General features: G+C 69.9%; 21 protein-coding genes. 8 read left to right on the top strand and 13 right to left on the bottom strand.

Annotated elements, in window-relative coordinates; translation table 11 throughout:
* Positions 1-183 precede the first annotated feature (183 nt).
* A complete protein-coding gene (locus ACWEQQ_RS28870; RefSeq protein ID WP_452350473.1) occupies positions 184-1,848 on the bottom strand; it encodes a circularly permuted type 2 ATP-grasp protein in 1,665 nt (554 codons plus the stop codon).
* 211 nt (positions 1,849-2,059) lie between these two features.
* Between ACWEQQ_RS28870 and rpsT the strand changes: the two genes are divergently transcribed.
* Both rpsT and ACWEQQ_RS28860 read left to right on the top strand, forming a co-directional pair.
* Positions 2,060-2,323, top strand: a complete 264-nt coding sequence (gene rpsT, locus ACWEQQ_RS28865) for a 30S ribosomal protein S20 (RefSeq protein ID WP_452338775.1) — start codon at positions 2,060-2,062, stop codon at positions 2,321-2,323.
* A gap of 171 nt (positions 2,324-2,494) precedes the next feature.
* A complete protein-coding gene (locus ACWEQQ_RS28860) occupies positions 2,495-3,244 on the top strand; it encodes an LGFP repeat-containing protein (protein WP_452350472.1) in 750 nt (249 codons plus the stop codon).
* A gap of 15 nt (positions 3,245-3,259) precedes the next feature.
* Here the strand turns inward: ACWEQQ_RS28860 and holA are convergent, their stop codons facing one another.
* On the bottom strand, positions 3,260-4,234 hold the full coding sequence (gene holA, locus ACWEQQ_RS28855; RefSeq protein WP_452350471.1) for a DNA polymerase III subunit delta: 975 nt from the start codon (positions 4,232-4,234) through the stop codon (positions 3,260-3,262).
* Positions 4,235-4,398: 164 nt separating this feature from the next.
* Here holA and ACWEQQ_RS28850 point away from each other — a divergent pair, with 164 nt between their 5' ends.
* Positions 4,399-5,187: an alpha/beta fold hydrolase gene (locus ACWEQQ_RS28850; protein WP_452350470.1), complete on the top strand. Its 789-nt coding sequence runs from the start codon at positions 4,399-4,401 to the stop codon at positions 5,185-5,187.
* Here ACWEQQ_RS28850 and ACWEQQ_RS28845 read toward each other — a convergent pair.
* From ACWEQQ_RS28845 to ACWEQQ_RS28800, 10 genes are all read right to left on the bottom strand, one after another.
* Positions 5,184-6,794 carry a ComEC/Rec2 family competence protein gene (locus tag ACWEQQ_RS28845; RefSeq protein ID WP_452350469.1) on the bottom strand — a complete coding sequence of 537 codons (1,611 nt, stop codon included), beginning with the start codon at positions 6,792-6,794 and terminating at the stop codon, positions 5,184-5,186. The two genes, ACWEQQ_RS28850 and ACWEQQ_RS28845, sit on opposite strands and share 4 nt — an antisense overlap.
* 253 nt (positions 6,795-7,047) lie before the next feature.
* Positions 7,048-8,145, bottom strand: coding sequence for a ComEA family DNA-binding protein (locus ACWEQQ_RS28840; RefSeq protein WP_452350468.1), 1,098 nt, complete (start codon positions 8,143-8,145; stop codon positions 7,048-7,050).
* A gap of 102 nt (positions 8,146-8,247) precedes the next feature.
* Positions 8,248-9,090, bottom strand: coding sequence for a DegV family protein (locus ACWEQQ_RS28835; protein WP_452350467.1), 843 nt, complete (start codon positions 9,088-9,090; stop codon positions 8,248-8,250).
* Positions 9,087-9,860 carry a diglucosylglycerate octanoyltransferase gene (gene octT, locus ACWEQQ_RS28830; protein WP_452338643.1) on the bottom strand — a complete coding sequence of 258 codons (774 nt, stop codon included), beginning with the start codon at positions 9,858-9,860 and terminating at the stop codon, positions 9,087-9,089. Before octT ends, ACWEQQ_RS28835 begins: the two co-directional genes overlap by 4 nt.
* Positions 9,850-10,500, bottom strand: coding sequence for a histidine phosphatase family protein (locus ACWEQQ_RS28825; protein ID WP_452350550.1), 651 nt, complete (start codon positions 10,498-10,500; stop codon positions 9,850-9,852). Before ACWEQQ_RS28825 ends, octT begins: the two co-directional genes overlap by 11 nt.
* A 5-nt stretch (positions 10,501-10,505) precedes the next feature.
* Positions 10,506-10,913: a ribosome silencing factor gene (gene rsfS / locus ACWEQQ_RS28820; protein ID WP_379382356.1), complete on the bottom strand. Its 408-nt coding sequence runs from the start codon at positions 10,911-10,913 to the stop codon at positions 10,506-10,508.
* A gap of 25 nt (positions 10,914-10,938) precedes the next feature.
* A complete protein-coding gene (gene nadD / locus ACWEQQ_RS28815) occupies positions 10,939-11,571 on the bottom strand; it encodes a nicotinate-nucleotide adenylyltransferase (protein ID WP_452338642.1) in 633 nt (210 codons plus the stop codon).
* Between the two features lie 72 nt (positions 11,572-11,643).
* Positions 11,644-13,092 (bottom strand): vWA domain-containing protein, encoded by a 1,449-nt coding sequence (locus ACWEQQ_RS28810; protein WP_452338773.1) that lies wholly within the window; start codon positions 13,090-13,092, stop codon positions 11,644-11,646.
* A 68-nt stretch (positions 13,093-13,160) separates the two neighbouring features.
* Positions 13,161-14,045, bottom strand: coding sequence for an AAA family ATPase (locus ACWEQQ_RS28805; protein ID WP_379382360.1), 885 nt, complete (start codon positions 14,043-14,045; stop codon positions 13,161-13,163).
* Between the two features lie 26 nt (positions 14,046-14,071).
* On the bottom strand, positions 14,072-15,340 hold the full coding sequence (locus tag ACWEQQ_RS28800) for a glutamate-5-semialdehyde dehydrogenase (RefSeq protein WP_452350466.1): 1,269 nt from the start codon (positions 15,338-15,340) through the stop codon (positions 14,072-14,074).
* A 60-nt stretch (positions 15,341-15,400) separates the two neighbouring features.
* On the opposite strand from ACWEQQ_RS28800, the gene ACWEQQ_RS28795 reads away from it, so the two are divergent.
* The 5 genes from ACWEQQ_RS28795 (at position 15,401) to ACWEQQ_RS28775 (ending at position 19,832) form a co-directional block, all read left to right on the top strand.
* Complete coding sequence (locus ACWEQQ_RS28795) at positions 15,401-16,921, top strand: MFS transporter (protein ID WP_452350465.1); 1,521 nt, start codon at positions 15,401-15,403, stop codon at positions 16,919-16,921.
* On the top strand, positions 16,918-17,256 hold the full coding sequence (locus ACWEQQ_RS28790) for a GNAT family N-acetyltransferase (protein WP_452350464.1): 339 nt from the start codon (positions 16,918-16,920) through the stop codon (positions 17,254-17,256). The genes ACWEQQ_RS28795 and ACWEQQ_RS28790 overlap by 4 nt, the downstream gene beginning before the upstream one ends.
* A gap of 24 nt (positions 17,257-17,280) precedes the next feature.
* Positions 17,281-18,159, top strand: a complete 879-nt coding sequence (locus ACWEQQ_RS28785) for a ribokinase (RefSeq protein WP_452350463.1) — start codon at positions 17,281-17,283, stop codon at positions 18,157-18,159.
* A 32-nt stretch (positions 18,160-18,191) separates the two neighbouring features.
* Positions 18,192-18,722: a PadR family transcriptional regulator gene (locus tag ACWEQQ_RS28780; protein WP_354835006.1), complete on the top strand. Its 531-nt coding sequence runs from the start codon at positions 18,192-18,194 to the stop codon at positions 18,720-18,722.
* 363 nt (positions 18,723-19,085) lie between these two features.
* Positions 19,086-19,832 (top strand): short-chain dehydrogenase/reductase, encoded by a 747-nt coding sequence (locus ACWEQQ_RS28775; RefSeq protein ID WP_452350462.1) that lies wholly within the window; start codon positions 19,086-19,088, stop codon positions 19,830-19,832.
* Positions 19,833-19,835: 3 nt separating this feature from the next.
* Here ACWEQQ_RS28775 and ACWEQQ_RS28770 read toward each other — a convergent pair whose 3' ends face one another.
* Positions 19,836-20,414, bottom strand: coding sequence for a TetR/AcrR family transcriptional regulator (locus tag ACWEQQ_RS28770; protein WP_452350461.1), 579 nt, complete (start codon positions 20,412-20,414; stop codon positions 19,836-19,838).
* Positions 20,415-20,455: the final 41 nt, after the last annotated feature.

The raw sequence follows: 20,455 nt of genomic DNA, 5'->3' as shown, positions 1-20,455 counted from the left end.
TGCTCTGCCCTATCTGCCTCCGCTTCGCTCCGGCGGGTTCGCGGCCCTGAAGGTCTCGTTCTTCCCTCCTCCGCTCCTCCGCTTCGCTCCCCCGCTCCGACAGTCCAGAACGAGCGCTCCATCGACCTGTGCTCGGGCCGCGAACCAAAAGAGTTGAGCCTCAGCGAATGCTGTTTGTTGTTGTTACTGCTGTTGTTGGTTGGCCCGCATCGCCGAGGGCTCTCTGGATTGGTCTCTCTCCGGGGCGATCTGCAGTTCGCCGACCAGCTGCGAACCCGACAATTCCCGTTGCGCCACTGAGGTTCTCGGTGCGAGCACCCAGGTGTCCTTGCTCCCGCCCCCTTGACTGGAATTCACCACCAGCGAGTTCGCGGGCAGCGCCACCCGGGTCAGCCCGCCGGGCAGCACCCAGATGTCGTCGCCGTCGTTGACCGCGAACGGCCGCAGGTCCACGTGCCGGGGCGCGAGCCGCCCGTCGATCTTGCTCGGCACCGTGGACAGCTGCACCACCGGCTGCGCGATCCAGCCGCGCGGATTGGCCCGCACCTTGCGCCGGGTCGCCTCGAGCTCCCGGGCGCCGGCCGCCGGGCCGATCACGATGCCGTAGCCGCCGGACCCCTCCACCGGCTTGACCACCAGTTCCGCCACCCGGTCCAGCACCTCGTCGCGTTCGGCCGGTTCCCAGCAGCGGTAGGAGTCCACATTGGGCAGGATCGGTTTCTCACCCAGGTAGTACTCGATGAACGCGGGCACATAGGTATAGACGAGTTTGTCGTCGCCGACCCCGTTGCCGACGGCATTGGCCAGCACCACCGTGCCCGCGCGGGCCGCGTTCAGGATCCCGGCCACCCCGAGCATGGAGTCCGGGCGGAACTGCATGGGATCGAGGAAGTCGTCGTCGATGCGCCGGTAGATGACATCCACCTGCCGCTCCCCCGCGGTGGTGCGCATATAGACGACATTGTCGCGGCAGAACAGGTCCCGGCCCTCGACCAGTTCCACCCCCATCTGCCGGGCCAGCAGCGAATGCTCGAAGTAGGCGGAGTTGTGGACGCCGGGGGTGAGCACCACCACGGTCGGGTCGGCCTCGTTGGGCGCGGCGGCGGCGCGCAGGGCGCGCAGCAGGTGGGCTGGATAGTCGCCGACGGCGCGCACCCGGTGCGAGGCGAACAGGTCGGGGAACACGCGCGCCATGGTGCGCCGGTTCTCCATGACGTAGGACACGCCCGAGGGCGAGCGCAGATTGTCTTCCAGCACACGGAAATCCCCGTGCTCGTCGCGCACCAGGTCGATCCCGGCCACGTGGATGCGCACGCCATTGGGCGGCACCAGGCCGGCGGCCTCGCGGTGGAAGTGCGCGCAGGAGGTCACCAGCCGTTTCGGGATCACGCGGTCGCGCAGGATGGTCTGCTCGCCGTAGACGTCGGCGAGGAAGGCCTCGAGCGCGCGCACCCGCTGCCTGATGCCGCGTTCGAGTTTGGTCCATTCGCCGGCGGCGATCACCCGCGGCACCAGGTCGAGCGGGAACGGCCGCTCCTGACCGGAGAGCGAGAAGGTGATGCCCTGATCGACGAATGCGCGGTCCAGCGCCTCGGCGCGGGCGGCCAGGTCCTCGGCGTCGATGGTGGCCAGGGCGTTGAATATCCCCCGGTAGGGCGCCCGCGGGCGGCCCGCGGAATCGAACATCTCGTCATAGGCACGGTCGTAGCGGCCCGGTTGATACCCCGCGAAGACGCCTGATTTATCCGATTTTTCACGTTCCAATCCGGAAGGAGAGAGCGCGGCGGAGGCTGACGCGGTGGATCTGTCTACTCTGGAGAGACCCGGTGCGGGTGCTGCGGGGGTCATGCAAAAATAGTCCATCACGCAGGGGCAACGCGCAGTTGGACGGCGATAAATTTCTGGTTTCGGCCAGATAGCCAACAGGCTCGATTTCATACCTCGCGGCGTCGCCTGGTAGCCTCGACTGTCGGCGCTGCAACTGCCCCTCTCGTAGTGCGCGCCCGAAGACTTTGCATCCCGCATACACCACCAAGTGAAGGAACACGAGGAAACCGGCGTGGCCAACATCAAGTCCCAGATGAAGCGGATCCGCACCAACGAGCTTGCGCGCCAGCGCAACCAGTCGGTGAAGTCCGCGCTGCGCACCTCGATCCGCAAGTTCCGCGAGGCCGCTGCGGCGGGCGAGAAGGACAAGGCGCTCGAGCTGATGCAGTCCGCGAGCAAGAGCCTGGACAAGGCCGCCTCCAAGGGCGTCATCCACGGCAACCAGGCCGCCAACAAGAAGTCGGCGCTGTCGCTGGCTTTCAACAAGCTCGGCTGATCCTGCCCGGTACGCCTACCGGCATCATGCTTCTCACAGCCGCCGTGGCCACGAAGACCACGGCGGCTTTTGTCGTGTCCGGAGCTGGCGACTTGCGCGAGCGCGCAGTTGGCAGCAGGATGGCCGCGAACCGTCGGGGGCTACCTGTAAACCTGCACTGGGAGAGATCTCTTGGCAACGCTGCGTCGTGACAACCGTTCGTCCTGGACCCGGGGCACGCTGGCCGTCAGCGTGGCCGCGGTCGCGCTGACCACCGGAATGGGTGTGGCAGCCGCGCGTCCCATCGGCCCGTTCGAGGTGGGCGGGGCCATCGAGGTCGAATACGACGGGGCGGGCGGACCGGACTTCTTCGGTGATCCCACCATTCCGGAGACCGACGCCGCGGGCGGCGGCAAGAAGCAGGACTTCGTCAACAACGTCTCCATCTACTGGACCCCGGCTACCGACGCGCATGCCATCGGCGGCGCCATCCGCGACAAGTGGAAGGGCGCGGGCGCGGAGTCGGGCGCGCTGAAGTACCCGGTGGTGGACGAGGGGCAGACCTCGAAACCCGGCCGCTTCCAGCACTTCCAGGGCGGCTCGATCTACTGGTCGGTGGGTGCCGGCACCCATGTGGTGAGCGGCGTGATCCGCGACAAGTACTCCGCGGTCGGCTGGGAGAGCAGCCCGCTGGGCTTCCCCATCGCCGATGAGAACAAGACCAACAGCGCCACCACCCATGAGCAGCTGTTCGAGGGCGGGGCCGTCTACTCCACCCAGAAGACCGGGACCCACGTCGTGTGGGGCTCGATCCGCGACGAGTGGGTGCGCAATGGCGCCGAGAACGGCCGCTACGGCTACCCGACCAGCGACGAGTACGACTACCAGGGCGGCAAGGCCCAGGAGTTCCAGGGCGGCAAGATCACCTGGAAGCCGGAGTAGTCCCGGGCCTTCCCGCTACGAGGCGCTCTCGCGCAGATCAAGAATGCGCGAGAGTGCGTGCTCGAGTGCGTAATCCGCGTCGGCCGCCTGCCCCTTGACGTCGGCATTGAGCGCGGCGACCACCTGCAGCGCCGCCCCGATGGACGCGCCGGTCCAGCCGCGCGCCTGGCCCTGCGCCTTCTTCACCTTCCACGGCGGCATCCCCAGATCACCCGCCATCTTGAACGGGTCGCCGCGCCCGGCCGAGCCGACGCGGGCGATGGTGTGCACCGAATCCGCGAGGGCGTCCGCGAGCAGGACCGCCGGGACGCCGCGATCGATGGCCCAGCGCAGCGCCTCCATGGCGGCGGGCCGATCCCCCGACACGGCCAGATCGGCGACATCGAACCCGGTCACCTCCGCCTTGCCCGAGTAGTACTGCCGCACCGCCGCGAGATCCACCTTGCCGCCGGTGTCGGCCGCCAATTGCGAACTGGCGGCGGCGAGTTCGCGCAGATCCGAGCCCACGGCCTCGATGATGGCCTGCACCACGTCCGCCGGTACCCGCACATTGGCGGCCCGGAACTCGTTGCGCACGAACTCGACCCGCTCCCCCGCCTTGGTCAGCTTCGCGCAGTCGTGCACCACCGCGCCCAGCTTCTGCAGGGCCGGCGCCAGCGCCTTGGCGCGCCCGCCCCCGCTGTGCAGCACCACCAGCACCACGCCCTCCGGTGGTGCGGACGCCGCATCCTGGATGACCGCGACCGCATCCTTGCCCGCCTCGGCCGCCGACTCCAGCACGATCACCCGGTCCTCGGCGAACAGCGAAGGACTCAGCAGCTCGGCCAATTCCGCCGTGCTGGCATCCCCCGCCCGGAGCCGATCCACCGGCAGCGCCCCAGCGTCCGCCGAGCCGGCCCGGGCCTGCGCGGTAATTCCCGCCACCGCCCGCTCGATCAGCAATTCCTCTTCACCGAGCACGAGATGCAGGGGCGCGGGTCGCTGGTTCACGCCCCGATCCTACGAGTCCGCTCCGACAACCCCTGCATCCTGCACCCGGCCAGCACTGGTACACAAATGTGTGACACGATCGTCTTATTCATACGTCTTGCACAAATGTCTAACCATCGGTTAGGGTCGAGCTCAGCACACCGGAACAAGGATCGGAGCAGACAATGACCGCACGCACCGCCACCCGCAGCAGCTTCGACATCGACGGCCGCGGACTGTCCTACGTGGATTTCGGGGGTACCGGCCGGACCGTCATCGCGCTGCACGGGCACATGTCCGACGGCGAGAGCTTCGCCGGCCTGGCGGCACGGCTGTCCGCGGGGTGGCGGCTCGTCGCGCTCGACCAGCGCGGCCACGGCCACTCCGATCGCGCCGCCGACTACACCCGCGACGGCTACCTCGCCGACATCCTGGCCCTGCTCGACCACCTCGGCCTGGAACGCGCTGTGCTGCTGGGTCATTCGCTCGGCGGCATCAACGCCTACCAGTTCGCGGCCCGCCACCCGGAGCGGGTGGCGGCGATCATCGATATCGACGCACCCGCCGCGCTCGGCCTCGACGGCCACAACCCGCTGGGCTTCGTGGCCGGCCTCCCCTACGAGGCGGCGACCCGTGAGCAGCTGATCGAGGCCATGGGCCCGATGGCCGCGCACTTCGGCGCGCTGGTTCGCGAGCGTGCCGACGGTTCCTGGAGCCTGCCCTTCCACCCCCTCGACATCGTCGCCTCCGAGGACCTGGTGCACGGCGACCACTGGTCGGACTGGGTCGCCGGCACCTGCCCGGCCCTGCTCATCCGTGCCGCGCACGGCGTCATCCCCGCCGACATGGCCGTGGCCATGCGCGACCGGCGCCCGGGCACCCGCATGGTCGAACTCGATACCGACCACTTCGTCTACACCAACGACCCCGCCGGTTTCGCCGACGCCGTCAACGAGTTCCTGAGCTCCCGCTAGCCGGATGGCGAGTCCTCGTCTCGACCCGGCCGAGGCGGCACCGATCCCGGCACGGCGTCCGGATCCGCCCGTGAGCGGCCAGGGTGCAGAGCCGCGATCACCAAGGCGCACACCACCGTTGCGACCAGACCTGAACGCAGACCGGTCGGTAGCGAGACCGAGGCTCCCAGGGCGGCGGCTCGGTCGGAGACCGTGAGCAGCCACCACAGTGGCGGTGCGGTGCAGTGCATGACCGCCGCGGCGAGGGGCGACCACACGCAGGCGAGCAGCGCACCCAGCGCACCCAGGATGGTGATGGGCGCGATCACCGGTTCGACCAGCATGTTCACCACGATCGCGACCAGGCTGAGGTGGCCGGTCATGGCGATGACCAGCGGCGTGGTGACCACGAAGGCCGCGGCGGCCACCGCGAAGGAGTCGGCGGGGATCCGCCACCAGCCATGGGCGCGAAGCCAATCCGACCAGCCCGGGGCGATCACGATCAGTCCCGCGGTGGCCAGCACCGACAGGGCGAATCCGGCATCCACCGCGAGACCCGGTGACCAGGCCAGCAATCCGATGATGGCGGCGCACAGGGCGGGTAGGGCCTGCTTACGGCGTCCAGTGCAGAGAGCCAGCAGCGCAATGGCTCCCATGACGGCGGCACGCAGGACACTGGGCGAGGGGCGGGCCAGGATCACGAACATGACCAGAGCCGCACCCGCGGCCACCGCGCCGACCCGTGGATCCACCGTGAGGGTGCGCATCGAAACCAGCACGGCCCCAAGCAAAATCGTGACATTCGCCCCGCTGACAGCCGTCAAATGCGTCAAATCGGACTCGCGGAAGTTCTCCTGGACGTGGTCGGTGAGGGTCGAGGTGTCGCCGATGACCAGGCCCGGGAGCAGGCCGGCGGCATCGTCGGAGAGCGCGCGGTGGGCGGAGGTCGCGAAGTCGCCGCGCACCTGCCCGGCGAGGCGCTGCCACCAGGGCGGGGTGCTCACCGAGGTGGGAGCGGCCTCCGCCCGCAGGATGGCGACCGTCATGTCCGGACGCCACGGACGGGCCACGCGGGCGGGGAATTCCACCCGCTGGCCGGGCAACAGGGTCCGCCACCCCGCCGCCGGCGCCATCACCAGCACCGATCCGCCGGAATGCACAATCCGTCCACCCAACCGGTAATCCACCAGCCCGGCCCGCACCATCACCTTCGGCCCGCCGAACGGCCGGGCGGACACCCGCTTCGGATCATCGGTCAGCTCCACCACCGCCACCAGCCGCTGCCCGGCCCGCACCGCCCGCAACGGATGCGTCTGCACCCGATGCGCATGCCACGCCCCCGCCACCCCGAACCCCGCCCCGATCACCAAGGCCCCCAGCACCACCCACGCCACCCCACTCCCCCGCCCCGCCCGCACCCGCCGAATCACCCACGCCGCCACACACATCCCCACCAGCCCACACCCGGCCGCCACCCCGACCCCGGCCCGCCAGCCCACCACCAACGGCGCCACCGTCGCGCCCCAACCACAGACCGCCGCCGGAACCAGCCGCGCATCCAGCACCTCGGGTATTTCGACGGGCCCGCGATCCCCGGCATCGACGCGGTCGGTCGCCCCCGTTGTCATCGCCACCGCCCCGGCTCTGACCGCAGCTTCGCTACCGGAGCCATTCCACTTCCGGGCGCCGACCGTCCACCGGCGGCGCAATCGTTGCGCCCCAACAACTCTGCGCGACTGCCCTGCTCGGCGTGGGCCGTCGCCTGCCGGCCCCGATGAGCGCCCGCACGCCTCGCTGTCCGAGTCGTGCTCGCGCCCTCCGACTCGGCTTTCCGGCAACCGGTGCGACTGTACTGGTGCGCAACAGGGCAATTCGCGGTGGTCATATCGTCACCCGATCGCGGATGCGGGTGAGGCGGGAGTGGCCTATGCCCTCGATTTCGGAGAGCTGGTCGATGGAGGTGAAGCGGCCGTGGCGGGTGCGCCAGGTGAGGATGGCGCGGGCGGTGACGGGCCCTATGCCGGGGAGGGTGTCGAGGTCGGATTCGGTGGCGGTGTTGAGGTTCACCTTCGCGGGGAGGGCGGTGGAGCGGGGTGGGCCGGAGGATGGGGGTGAGTTCGCCGGGGGGTGGGCGGAATTCACGACGGTGGTGCCGACCTGCTGGGTGGTGGGGCGGGGTGTGGTGCGGCCGACGATGATCTGGTCACCGTCGATGAGGGGCTGGGCGAGGTTGAGGGTGGAGAGGTCGGCTTCGGGGCGGGGAGCGGCGACGCGGAGGGCGTCGGCTATCCGGGCTCCGGCGGGGAAGCGGCGGAGCCCGCCGTGCTCGACGAGACCGACGACACTGACGACGAGCTCGCCGGGGGTGACGGCGCCGCCCGGGGCAACAGAGCCGCCCGGAGCGCCGGTTGCCGTGGTAGCGAGCGGGATTCGATCCGGCTGCGAGGCGGCGGGCCGCGACGCGGGCGGCTGGGCCGCGCCCGGCACGGGCGTGGCTGTGACCGTCACGGCGGAAGCGGCGGCTTCGGGTGCGGCATCCTCCCGGTCGGCGGGTGCGGTTTCGCTGAGTGCGGCGATGGGCGGGACCGGTTGGGAGGCAGGCTTTTCGCGCAGGGTGACGTAGCCGGCGAAGAGGATGGCCACGATGCCGAGGGCGGCGATGACGAGGACACCGCGCGGGCCCGGATCCCAGCGAGTGCCGCGGAAACGTTCGGGGACCAGGCGTTCGTGCCACAGGGACACGCTGCCGCAGGGCTCGGACAGCCAGTCGAGCGAGAATCCGTCAGGCTGCCGATCAGCGCTCCGGCGATCGGGTTCGACGAGCTGGTCGAGCGAGTCCTCGTCCCAGCGGCCGGGATGTGGACGGCCGGAGGCGAATTCCGCCGGGTCGGCGGTGGCCTCGGCCGGGGCGGGGCGGGGGTCGGCGGCGGTGCGGGCGTTGAGGCGCTGCAGCGGGGTACGTTCGTCGAGTCGTGGCATGCAACTCACGGTACGAGCGACGACGACCCCGGCCGCCCACGCGACCTGGGCCTTCAGCCGACCTGTGGATAGCGAATTACGTTGTGGACAACGCCGTTTCCGCTAGCCGCAGCCGCCCGGCAGCACCAGCGCCCCGACCGCGCCCACGCCCAGGTGCACCCCCAGGGTAGGGCCGAATTCGGCGATGATGACCTCCCGGATACCGGGAATCAGATCCCGCAGCTGACCCGCGATGGTGTTGGCGGCCTCCTCGGCCCCCAGATGCTGGACCGCGACCGCCGCCCCGTCCTCGCCCGCCGCATCCACCACGGCCGCAACGAGTTTGGTGAACGCCTTGGAGCGCGTGCGGGCCTTCTCGCGCAGTTCCAGCCGCCCGTTCACGATCTGGATGATCGGCTTGGTGACCAGCTCGGTGCCGAAGAACGCCGCGGCCGTGCTCAGCCGCCCGCCGCGCCGCAGCTGCTCGGTCCGGTTGACGACGATGAACGCGCGTCCGCGGCTGGCCGCCGCCACCGCCGAGTCGTACACGACATCGAGCGGCTCGCCCGCCCGTGCCCGGCGCGCCGCCGCCAGCACCGGCAGCCCGGTACCCAGCCCGGCGCTCAGCGAGTCCACCAGCCGGATCCGATCGGCGGCATCCATGTCCCGCACGGCCTGCCGCCCGGCCTCCCAGGTGCCCGACAGCTGCCGCGAGATGTGCACGGCCACTACGCCGTCGCCGTCGGACAACTCCAGCGCCCGCTCGTAGACGCTGCGCAGATCACCGGGCGAGGCGGCCGAGGTGGTGACCTGGGAGGAGCCGTAGTCGATGTCGCAGTCGTCGATCCCCTCCCGAATCTCGCGATCGTCGACCAGCACGTGCAGCGGCACGGCCAGCACACCAAGATCAGCCGTGAGGCCGGCCGGCAGGCTGGCCGACGAGTCGGTCACCACCACCACGGTCATGCAGTGTGTACCTCGTCGGCCGTGGCCTCGGTCAGCACCTTCACCATGGCCCGAGCGACGGCGCTGTGGCCCTCCCAGCCCCAGTGGATGCCGTCCGGGTTGGCGGGGCCGTTGAACACGTTGTCGCGCACGGCGTCCCCGAGATCCACCAGCGGCACCGCGTGCTCGGCGGCCCAGGCCGACACGGCCCGCACCATGGGCTCGCGCCCGGTGTGCACCCCGGCGTAGGCCTCGCACTTGTGCACCGAGGGCAGCACCGCCACGAACGGCAGCTCGGGCCGCAGCTGGGCCAGCGAGTGCCGCGACTGCTCCAGGTAGTCGACGCTCACCGCGGGCGGCAGCGCCACCGGCCAGCCCAGCGGCGACAGCCTGGGCTGCACCCAGTTGTAGGCCTCGCGCACCCGCCGGCGCACCGAGGCCGGCCGCACATAGCGGATCAGCTCGCGCAGCGCGGTCGGCAGCGGCGAGGGCAGCGAGTCCATGCCGGCGGTCGCGAACACCACGGCCCCGGCCCGCGGCACCGCGGCCCAGATGCGCGGGTCGCCGATCAGCGCCCAGTACGCGTCACGGCAGGTCCAGCCGATGCGGGCCACCAGTTCGACGTCCCAGTCCAGCTCGGCGGCAACCAGATTGGGCCAGATGCCGGGATGGTCGGCGGGCAGCCCGCCCTTGGGACCGAAGTAGGACAGCGAGTCCGCCACCACCACCAGCACCTTGCGCTGCGGTGAACCGTCCTGCGCCGGTTGGGCGTTCGGACTCTCAGAGGACATCAGGGGCTACCTTCGCGACCGCGTTCCACACATCCAGGCGCCAGCCGGGCTTGTCGATGCAGGGACCGTGGTTGGTCAGCTGCACCCAGCTGGTATTGGCCAGGCCGCCCAGGGCCGGCCAGTTCGCCTCGGGCAGGTCGAGCAGGGCCGCGGTCAGCGCCGCGATCAGCCCGCCGTGCGCAACCAGCATGACGGTACGGCCAGGCCAGTCCTCGCGCGCGGCCAAGAGTTCCTTCACCACGGGCAGCGCTCGCGCCCCCACCTCGAGCTTGGATTCGCCGCCGGGCGGGGTGAAGCGGGCATCGAGCCGCCACGCCTTGCGGGCGCCCGGGTACTCGGCGTCGACCTGGTGGTGGTCCAGGCCCTCCCAGTCCCCGAGGTTGGTCTCGCGCAGGCGCTCGTCGGTGACGACCGGCATGGCCGCGCATTCGGCGACGGCGAGCGCGGTGTCGTGGGCGCGCTTGAGATCGGAGGAAACGATGGCGATCAGGTCGCTGGTCGCCATGTCGGGCGCGCAGTCCTTGGCCTGGCGTCTGCCGATGTCATCGAGTTCGGTGTCGATCTGGCCCTGCATGCGGTCGCCGGCGTTCCATTCGGTCTGTCCGTGCCGCAGCAGAATCAACCGGCGGACGCCGGCCATCTTGCTCACTCGTCGTCCCCGCCCTTGTCTTCCTCGGTCGTCGCGCGCGGATCGCCGATACCGTCGACCGGCACCGCCGGGCAGTCCTTCCACAGGCGCTCGAGGCCGTAGAAGTCGCGTTCGTCCTCGTGCTGGACGTGGACCACGATCTCGACGTAGTCCAGCAGCGCCCAGCGGCCCTCGCGGGTGCCCTCGCGGCGCACCGGCTTGTATCCGGCCTCGCGCAGCTTGTCCTCGATATTGTCGACGATCGCGTTGACCTGGCGCTCGTTGGGCGCGGACGCGATGACGAAGCAGTCGGTGATGACCAGCTGCTCGGAGACATCCAGCACGACCACGTCGGCGGCCAGCTTCTCGTCTGCGGCCCGTGCGGCCACCGTCGCCATCGAGACGGCTTCTGCCGATGCTGTCACCCTGCTACCTCTTCCCTGCGCACTTTCACGATGCACTGTCTTGCGGCACGTACAGGTGCCGCTTCGATATGTATTGGACGACCCCGTCCGGGACGAGGTACCAGACCGGCCGGCCCTCCCCCGCCCGCCGCCGGCATTCGCTCGACGAGATGGCCAGGGCCGGAATCTCGACCATCGTGACCGTGCCCTCCGGGTAGTCGCGGAGGTGGTCGGCGAGATGGTCGATATTCAATTCGTACCCCGGACGGGTCACGCCGACGAATTTCGCCAGCTCGAACAGTTCCGACCAATCCTGCCACGTCAGGATGCTGGCCAGCGCGTCCGCTCCGGTGATGAAGTACAGATCCGCGTCCGGGTGGAGTTCGGCCAGGTCGCGCAGGGTGTCGACGGTGTAGGTCTCCTTGCCGCGGTCCACGTCGACGCGGCTCACCTGGAACCGGGGATTGGACGCGGTCGCGATGACCGTCATCAGATACCGGTCCTCGGCCGGGCTGACCGCGCGATCGCCCTTCTGCCACGGCTGACCGGTCGGTACGAAAATCACCTCGTCGAGGTCGAACCGATTCGCGACCTCACTGGCCGCGACCAGGTGCCCGTGGTGGATGGGGTCGAAGGTGCCGCCCATCACGCCCAGCTTGCGGCGGCCGTTCGTCTGCACGAAAAGCGAGCTTACCGGGGGCGATTGCGCCGCCCCCGCACCGGCGGGGCTCAGCCGGCCGGCCATCCGGATTCAGACCGGCAGCAGGCGGCCCACGAGGGCGGTCAGCTGGCGCGCCGAACGGCATTCGTGCATCTCGATGATGTCGGCGTAGCGGTCGGCGGCGGAATCGCCGGTGCCCCACATCTTCTCGGCCTCGGGGTTGAGCCAGTAGGCGTGCTTGGCGGTGTCGACCAGCTGCCGGAGGGTGTCCAGCGCCGGGTCGCGGTAGTTGGTGCGGGCGTCGCCGAGAATGAGCAGGGAGGTACGGCTGGTGACGGCGTCGGGGAACCGCTCGGCGAAACCCTCCAGGGCCGAGCCGTAGTCGGAGTGGCCCTCGATGCCGACGACCTCGGCTTCGGTGAAGATGCGGCGGGTCAGCTGATCCAGCGGGGTGGCCGCGTCGAACAGCTGGGTGACCTCGTCGACGCGGTCCACGAAGGCGAAGATGCGGACCCGGGAGAACTGCTCGCGCAGGGCGTTCACCAGCAGCATGGTGAAGCTGGAGAAGCCCGCGACCGAGCCCGAGATGTCGCACAGCAGGACGAGATCGGGGCGGCCGGGCCGCGGCTTGCGGGTGACGAGATTCACTGGGACGCCGCCGGTGGACATCGATTTGCGCATGGTCTTGCGCAGATCGATCTCGCCGCGGCGGCCGCGCCGGCGGCGCGCGGCCAGGCGGGAGGCCAGGACCCGGGCCAGGCGCTGGCTGCTACGGCGCAGTTCGTCGAGTTCGGCCTGGGAGATGCGCAGGAAGTCGGCGTCCTCGGCCTGCCGGGCGACGCCGTAGGTGGCGACGCGCTCGCGGCCGATGCGCTCGGCCACCCGGCGGCGGGTCTCGGCTTCGACGGTGCTGCGGAAGTCCTTGATGCGGCCGCGGGCCGTGCGGCGGGCGACCTCGGTGTCGAAGTCGGAATTGTCCATGCCCTGGGCGAGGCCGGCGAGAATCCTGCTCACCAGCAGTTCCGGCTGGAGATCCTTCAACGTCTGGTAGGCGGAGAAGGACGGCCCGCCCGCCGCCTGGTACTGGCCCATCTGGTCGACCATCTGCGCGGCCAGCGCCTGCAATTGCTGCGCCTGCTCGCCCGACGGGTCCTGGATCAGCAACTCCGCCAGCATCTTCCGCAGTTCGAGGATGTCGACCGAGCCGTCCGGTTTGATCGGCAGCTCCACCTCTTCGGCCCCGGCCCGCTCCCCCAGCGCGGCCGGGAACCACAGGTCGAACATGCCGTCGAAGGTGGCGCGCTGGGTGGTGCGGCGCAGCAGCGCGCAGGCCAGACCCTCACGCAGCGCCTCCCGGTCCATGAGGTCCAGGACGGTGAGAACCTGTCCGGCGTCCACGGTTTCGGACGGCCCGACCGGAATCCCCCGGCCGCGCAACGCCTCCACGAAGCCGACCAGATGCCCCGGCAGGCCGTGTTCGGCCGTCGGTCCCGGCACCTGCACCGGCTTGGCCGGCGTACCGCCCGAGATCGCCCGCATGGCGGCGGAAACCAGCCCGCGCGGCGAGTTCTCTTTGCCCTTCGAGGGCTCCGAAGCCCCGGCCACGATCAGGCCAGCTTCAGCTCGGACTGCGCACGCACGTGATCGGCCTGGTGCTTCAGCACCACTCCGAGCGTGGCCCGCACGGTCTTGTCGTCGAGATCCTTTGCGCCCAAGGCCAGGAGCGTGCGCGCCCAGTCGATGGACTCCGCGACCGACGGCAGCTTCTTGAGCTGCATGCCGCGCAGCACGTGCACGATCCGCACCAGCTGCGCCGCCACCGCGGGCTTCAGCTCCGGCACCCGGCTGGCCAGGATGCGGCGCTCGAGCTCCTCGTCCGGGAAGTCGATGTGCAGGTAGAGGCAGCGCCGCTTGAGCGCCTCGGACAGCTCGCGGGTGGCATTGGAGGTGAGCACCACGAACGGCTTGCGGGTCGCGCTGATGGTGCCCAGTTCCGGCACGGTGACCGAGAAGTCGCTCAGTACCTCGAGCAGCAGGCCCTCGATCTCGACATCGGCCTTGTCGGTCTCGTCGATGAGCAGCACGGTCGGCTCGTCGCGTCGGATCGCGGTGAGCAGCGGGCGTTCCAGCAGGAACTCTTCGGTGAAGACGTCGGCCTTGGTTTCGGCCCAGTCGTTCTCCGAGGAGGCCTGGATGCGCAGGATCTGCTTGGCGTGGTTCCACTCGTAGAGCGCCCGCGCCTCGTCCACGCCCTCGTAGCACTGCAGCCGCACCAGTTCCGCACCCGCGACCTGCGCGACGGCCTTGGACAGCTCGGTCTTGCCGACACCGGCAGGTCCCTCGATGAGCAGCGGCTTGCCGAGCCGGTCGGCGAGGAAAACCGAAGTGGCGGTGGCCTTGTCGGCCAGGTAGCCGGTGCGGGCCAGCCGCTCGATCACATCGTCGACCGACGAGAAGATCGGCTCCTGGTTGGGTGCGGTGGTGGGAGCCACGGCGGTCCTTTCGTATCCAGCGGGTGCTAGACGGGGCGAATCTGCCCGTCGCCCCACACAATCCACTTGGTGGAGGTTAGTTCGGGCAGACCCATGGGTCCGCGGGCGTGCAGCTTCTGGGTCGAAATGCCGATCTCCGCACCGAATCCGAACTGCTCGCCGTCGGTGAAGGCGGTCGAGGCGTTGACCATGACGGCGGCGGCGTCGACGCGAGCGGTGAACTCGCGGGCGGCCTTCAGGTCGGCGGTCACGATGGCCTCGGTGTGGCCGGTGCCCCACTCGTTGATGTGCTCGACGGCCGCGTCGAGATCGTCGACGACCTTCAAAGCGATGTCCAGGGAGAGGTATTCGTCGGCCCAGTCGGTGTCGGTGGCGGGCACCAGGCCCGGCAGGTCACCGTGAATGGTGACGCCCTTGTCCTCGAGGGCCTTGATCATGCGCGGCACCGCGGTCTCGGCGATGGCCCGGTCGATCAGCACCGTCTCGGCGGTATTGCACACCGAGGGCCGGCGGGTCTTGGCGTTGATCAGGATGGACTCGGCCATATCCAGATCGGCGTCCCGGTGGACGAATACGTGGCAGTTGCCGGTGCCGGTCTCGATGGTCGGCACCAGCGCGTCGCGGACCACCGCATTGATCAGGCCCGCGCCGCCGCGCGGGATCACCACGTCCACCAGGCCGCGTGCCTGGATCAGGTGGGTGACGCTGGAGCGGTCCTCCGCCGGGAGCAGCTGCACCGCGTCGGCCGGAAGCCCCTGCGCTGCAAGCGCTTCCCGCAGCACCCGGACCAATGCCGCATTGGACTTCGCCGCCGAGGACGAGCCGCGCAGCAGCGCCGCATTGCCCGACTTCAGCGCCAGCCCGAAGGCGTCGACGGTGACATTCGGCCGCGCCTCGTACACCATGCCCACCACACCCAGCGGCACCCGCACCTGGCGGATTTCGAGACCGTTGGGCAGCGTCGACCCGCGCACCACGTCGCCGACCGGATCCGGCAGCCCGGCCACCTGCCGCAGCCCCGAGGCGATGCCGTCGACGCGGGCCTCGGTCAGCCGCAGCCGATCCAGCAGCGACTCGGCGGTGCCACCCGCCCGGGCGATCTCGATGTCCTCGGCGTTGGCGGCGAGTACCGCGTCCTTGGCCGCGAGCAGCGCGTCGGCCGCGGCGTGCAGCGCGGCGTCCTTCTGCGCGGTGGTGAGCTGAGCGAGCGTCCGCGACGCCACCCGAGCCCGGCGCGCCGACTCGTGCACCACCTCGCGGACGGCGTCCCGATCTGTGGTCGTGGGAGCAGTCATAAGGACAGATTACTGATGACGATCTGCCGCCGGTCGGGGGCAGGTTGTTACCGTGAGCGCATGACCGCGAGCATCCGGTTGTCCTCGGGCACCGGCCGATGGGTTCTACTGGCCACCGTCCTCGGTTCGGGGATGGCCATGCTGGACGCGACCGTCGTGAATGTGGCACTGCCGCGGATCGGTGACGAGTTCGGCGCATCGATGGCGGGACTGCAGTGGACGGTCAACGCGTACACGCTGACGCTGGCCGGATTGATCCTGCTGGGCGGGTCGCTGGGTGACCGGTACGGGCGGCGGCGGGTGTTCCTGATCGGGGTGGCGTGGTTCGCCATCGCCTCCGCATTGTGCGGTGCGGCGCAAGACATTTCGATGCTCATCGCGGCCCGGGCCCTGCAGGGTGTGGGCGGTGCGCTGCTGACGCCCGGCTCACTGGCCATCATTCAGGCCTCGTTCCGGCCCGAGGAGCGGGCGCGCGCGGTCGGAGCCTGGTCCGGGCTGGGTGGCGTGGCCGGCGCCATCGGGCCGTTCCTGGGCGGGTGGCTGGTGGAGGCGGCCGGCTGGCGGTGGGTGTTCCTGCTCAATATCCCGCTGGCCGCGGTGGTAGTGGCGGTGACGGCCCGGCATGTGCCCGAGACCCGCGATGCCGAGGCGCACGGGAGGTTCGACGTGCTCGGCGCGGTGCTGGCGGCCTTGTGCCTGGCCGGGATCACCTACGCCCTGACCATGGCGCCCGAGCACGGTACGAGTCGAATCCTGGTGTGGGGCAGCGCGATCGCGGGCGTCGCCGCGGGTACGGGATTCGTGGTGGTGGAGCGGCGGCGGTCACGCGACGGCCAGGATCCCGCGGCCATGCTGCCCGTCGCCGTGTTCGCCGCCAAGCAGTTCACCGCGATCAATCTGGTCACCTTCGTCATGTACGGGGCCATGAGCGTGGTCTTCTTCCTGCTGGTGCTGACCCTGCAGGTGGTGGCCGGATTCACGCCGATCGCCGCGGGCACGGCCATGCTGCCGGTCACCGTTCTGATGCTGCTGTTCTCGGCCCGCTCCGGCGCGCTGGCCCAGCGCATCGGACCCCGCTGGCCGATCACCGTCGGTGTGCTGCTCGCCGCGACGGGCATGCTGCTGATGACCCGTATCGGCATCCACACCTCCTACCTGGTCGATGTGCTGCCCGCCGCACTGGTTTTCGGCTTGGGCCTGACGCTGGCGGTGGCGCCGCTGACCGCGACCGTCCTCGCCACCGCCGACGAACGCCATGCGGGCGTGGCCAGCGGTGTCAACAATGCGGTCGCCCGCGCCGCGGGTCTGCTGGGCGTGGCGGCCATTCCGCCCCTGGCCGGACTCACCGGTGCGGCGTACACCAATCCGCCCGACTTCGCCCACGGCTTCCACCTGGCCATCCTCACCTGCGCCATCCTCATGATCGCGGCCGCCGCCCTGGCCTACTTCACCGTCCGCGACGACGCCCTCCGCGCCGCCCCGCCCTCGTGTGAACCGGAGTGCCGCACCTTCTCCGCCGTCGCCAGCCCGCCCCTCGAACCCGACCACCACACCGCCCCGACCGGAAGCGAGCCCTCATGACCGCGCCCGAGCCGACCATCACCCAGGTCACCGACACCGTCCCCCAGTACTTCGCCATCAAGGTCGGCGATACCCGCGCCGGCCTGACCGCCTACGTCGATCACGGCCGCCAGCGCATCTTCTTCCACACCGAGATCGACGAGGCCTTTGCCGGTCAGGGCCTGGCCTCCAAACTCATCGGCGCCGCCCTCACCGCCACCCGAGCCGCCGGCAAACGCATCGTCCCCATTTGCCCCTTCGTCAAGGCCTACGTCGAAAAACACCACGACTTCGACGACATCCTCGACCCCGTCACTCCGCAGGCGACGTCCATCGTCGAATCCGCCCTCGGCTGAGCCGCCTGAACTACGGTCCGGACCATGGCGCGAATTGCGGTGGTGGGCAGCATCAATATGGATCTGGTGACGACCGTGGGGCGGCGGCCCGAGGCCGGAGAGACGGTGGCCGGGGACGGGTTCGCACTGGTTCCGGGTGGGAAGGGGTCGAATCAGGCGATCGCGGCGCGACGGGCGGGGGCCGAGGTCGAGTTCGTGGGGGCGGTCGGCGGGGATGTGTTCGCCGGCGCGCTGCGGAAGGTGTTGCATGAGGCGGGGGTTGGGGTCTCACGACTGCGCGAGGTCGAGGGGCCCAGTGGGATCGCGACGATCGTGGTGGACCGGAACGGCGAGAACACCATCATCGTGGTGGCGGGGGCCAATGGGCGGATGACGGAACTGACTACGGCGGACCTGGATACGATCGCCGCCGCGGATGTGCTCATGTGCCAGTTGGAGATTCCGATTCCCACGGTGCTCGCGGCCGCCCGGCACGCGCGGGCCGCTGGCACCACGGTGGTGCTGAATCCCTCACCGGTGCAAGAGTTTCCGGGCGAGTTGTGGGCCGAGGTCGATGTCGCGGTCGTCAATGAAGGTGAGGCGGCTCGACTGGCCTCCGCGCTCGCCGGCGTGCCGCACGTCATCACAACGCTGGGTGGCGCGGGGGCGAGCTATCGCGGTCCCGACGGTGCCGAGCTCTCCCATCCGGGGATTCGCGTGCAGGTCGTGGACACCACCGGTGCGGGCGACACCTTCACCGGGGCGCTGGCTGCCCACTGGCACGAAGGCCCCGCCACCGCGCTGGCCTGGGCCTGTACCGCGGGGGCGCTGGCCACGACGAAACTGGGTGCCAGTGCCTCGATTCCGGAGTCGGCGGAGGTCGAGCGCGTGCTCGCGGGGCCGGGGCGCGATAGCCGGGTGTGATGATGTGGTGAGGGTCTACGAAAGGGTGTGGCATGTCGCTGCGGCACGGGTTGCTGGGGTTGCTCGCGGAGGGGCCGGCCAGCGGGTACGACCTGGCCCAGCGGTTCCAGGAGGCGCTGGGGCCGGTGTGGCCGGCGCGGCATCCGAAGATCTATGCCGAGCTCGGGCGGCTGGCGGAGGCCGGAATGATCGAGCTGGACAGCGAAGGGGCGCGGGGGCGCAAGGCGTACCGGATCACCGAGGCCGGGCTGGCCGAGGTGCGGCGGTGGCTGGTCGAGGACGAGGTCGATCACACCCTGCGGTTGGAACCGCTGCTGCGGTCGTTCTTCTTCTGGCTGATGGAGCCGAAGGATCTCGGCGAGCACCTGGATCGCGAGGGGCGGTTCTTCAGCGATACCGCGGCCATGTACCGCGAACTGGCCATGGCCAAGGACCGCGGCGAGTTCGGCACCGATCCGCACGACAGGTCCAAGCGGATCGCGGTCGAGGCGGGCATCCGGTTGTACGAGGCGCTGGCCGAATGGGCCGAATGGGCGCGCGACGAGATCGACGAGGATCGGTAAACACCTAGGCCGCACCGGGATTCGAATTGATCGGGATATTCGCGACCGTTGACATGTACCTTGGGACATGTACTCTTGTTCATATACCCGGGTATGCGTATCAACCGCGATTCGATCCGAGCCTTCACATGACAACAGCCACTTCGGCGTGCGCGGCGTCCGGTTCCTCGGCCCCATCGGCGCGAGCAAGGCGGCGCTGCAGTCGTATTCGAACCGCCGCCGCGACGGCGTAGCGGGCACCGGGAACAGATGGCGGCGATCCGCCATTTCCACCGACGTGGACATTCGACCAAAAAGTTGAACCCGACGAATGTCCGCACCGTTTGACATCGGCATCGCACACCAGAATCAGGAGATGGGCCAATGGATTTGAGACTGGGCGGCAGAACCGCGCTCGTGACCGGCGCGTCGGCGGGCATCGGCGCGGAGATCGCGCGGGCACTCGCCGCCGAGGGCTGCCATCTGCATCTGGCCGCCCGCAACAAGGAGCGACTGGACGAGATCGGCGAGCAACTGCGCGCCGAGTACGGGGTGCAGGTGCGCTCCCACCCGGTGGACCTGCGGTCGGCCGAGGATCTCACCGGGCTGGCGGACGCGGTCGGCGCTCCGGACATCCTGGTCAACAATGCCGGCGACATTCCGGCCGGACCCCTGGCGGCGGTCGACGCCGAAACCTGGCGGCACGCATGGGAGCTCAAGGTCTTCGGCTACATCGACCTGAGCCGCCGCGTCTACGCGGACATGAAGCAGCGCGCCGGCGGCGTCATCGTGAACGTCATCGGTTCGGCGGGCGAGCGGCCCGATGCCGAGTACATCGCGGGCAGCACCGGCAATGCGGCGCTCATGGCGTTCACCCGCGCGCTGGGCAGCCGCAGCTGGCGCGACGGCATCCGGGTGGTCGGCATCAATCCGGGCCCGGTGGCCACCTCGCGCATCACCACACTCATCGAGACCAATGCCCGCTTCGCCGAGATGGCGGCGGACTTCCCCTTCGGCCGCCCGGCCCATCCGCGTGAAATCGCCGATATGGCAGCGTTTCTCGCCTCGGATCGGTCCGGCTACACCACCGGCACCATCGTCACCATCGACGGCGGCCTGAGCCTGATCTGAGGCTCAGGCGACCGAGGTCGTTTTGCCCGTATGCAGGGCGACCAGGTCGGCCATCTGCTGGCCGGCCCGTTCCAGGGGTGCGGTCGAGCGGGTCGCCAGCGACATGACGACCGCGCCCTCGACCGCCGCGATGATGGTGGTCGCCAGGGAGCGGGCGGTGGCGGGTTCCACGGCCTCGGCCTCGAGCCGGTCGGCGAGGATGCCCTCCCACTCGCCGAAGGTCTCCCCCGCCACGTCGGCCGCCTCGGGCGATTCCGAGCGGCCGAGCGCCGCGGCCACGATCGGGCAGCCCGCGGTGAAGTCGCTCGCAACCAGCACGTCCCGCCACAGGGCCGGGAAGGCGGCGATGGCGCCGGCCAGATCGGTGCCGGCGGTGACGGTTCGGATGAGTGCGCTGGTGGCCTGTCCGGCGGTCCGGGTGGCCTCGGCGACCAGTTCGGATTTGCCGCCCGGGAAGTTCAGGTAGATCGACCGGCGGGAGATGCCGCTGTGCTCGAGCAGCTGCGCGATGCCGGTCCCGGCGATGCCATTGCACCGCATCAGGGCGATGGCGCTGTCGATGAGGCGGTCGCGGGCACCCATGGACGGTTCCTCCTTGCTCTATACCGATCGGTGTACTACCG

Source organism: Nocardia sp. NPDC004123 (assembly GCF_053603795.1).
This window is presented reverse-complemented; position numbering and strand designations above follow the sequence as displayed.

What these genes read in the sequence shown, in the direction of transcription:
- ACWEQQ_RS28870 (WP_452350473.1), bottom strand. Translation starts at nt 1,848, where the DNA reads ATGACCCCCGCAGCACCCGCACCGGGTCTCTCCAGAGTAGACAGATCC.
- ACWEQQ_RS28850 (WP_452350470.1), top strand. Translation starts at nt 4,399, where the DNA reads ATGACCGCACGCACCGCCACCCGCAGCAGCTTCGACATCGACGGCCGC.
- ACWEQQ_RS28845 (WP_452350469.1), bottom strand. Translation starts at nt 6,794, where the DNA reads ATGACAACGGGGGCGACCGACCGCGTCGATGCCGGGGATCGCGGGCCC.
- ACWEQQ_RS28840 (WP_452350468.1), bottom strand. Translation starts at nt 8,145, where the DNA reads ATGCCACGACTCGACGAACGTACCCCGCTGCAGCGCCTCAACGCCCGC.
- ACWEQQ_RS28835 (WP_452350467.1), bottom strand. Translation starts at nt 9,090, where the DNA reads ATGACCGTGGTGGTGGTGACCGACTCGTCGGCCAGCCTGCCGGCCGGC.
- octT (WP_452338643.1), bottom strand. Translation starts at nt 9,860, where the DNA reads ATGTCCTCTGAGAGTCCGAACGCCCAACCGGCGCAGGACGGTTCACCG.
- ACWEQQ_RS28825 (WP_452350550.1), bottom strand. Translation starts at nt 10,500, where the DNA reads ATGGCCGGCGTCCGCCGGTTGATTCTGCTGCGGCACGGACAGACCGAA.
- ACWEQQ_RS28810 (WP_452338773.1), bottom strand. Translation starts at nt 13,092, where the DNA reads ATGCGGGCGATCTCGGGCGGTACGCCGGCCAAGCCGGTGCAGGTGCCG.
- ACWEQQ_RS28800 (WP_452350466.1), bottom strand. Translation starts at nt 15,340, where the DNA reads ATGACTGCTCCCACGACCACAGATCGGGACGCCGTCCGCGAGGTGGTG.
- ACWEQQ_RS28795 (WP_452350465.1), top strand. Translation starts at nt 15,401, where the DNA reads ATGACCGCGAGCATCCGGTTGTCCTCGGGCACCGGCCGATGGGTTCTA.
- ACWEQQ_RS28790 (WP_452350464.1), top strand. Translation starts at nt 16,918, where the DNA reads ATGACCGCGCCCGAGCCGACCATCACCCAGGTCACCGACACCGTCCCC.
- ACWEQQ_RS28785 (WP_452350463.1), top strand. Translation starts at nt 17,281, where the DNA reads ATGGCGCGAATTGCGGTGGTGGGCAGCATCAATATGGATCTGGTGACG.
- ACWEQQ_RS28780 (WP_354835006.1), top strand. Translation starts at nt 18,192, where the DNA reads ATGTCGCTGCGGCACGGGTTGCTGGGGTTGCTCGCGGAGGGGCCGGCC.
- ACWEQQ_RS28775 (WP_452350462.1), top strand. Translation starts at nt 19,086, where the DNA reads ATGGATTTGAGACTGGGCGGCAGAACCGCGCTCGTGACCGGCGCGTCG.
- ACWEQQ_RS28770 (WP_452350461.1), bottom strand. Translation starts at nt 20,414, where the DNA reads ATGGGTGCCCGCGACCGCCTCATCGACAGCGCCATCGCCCTGATGCGG.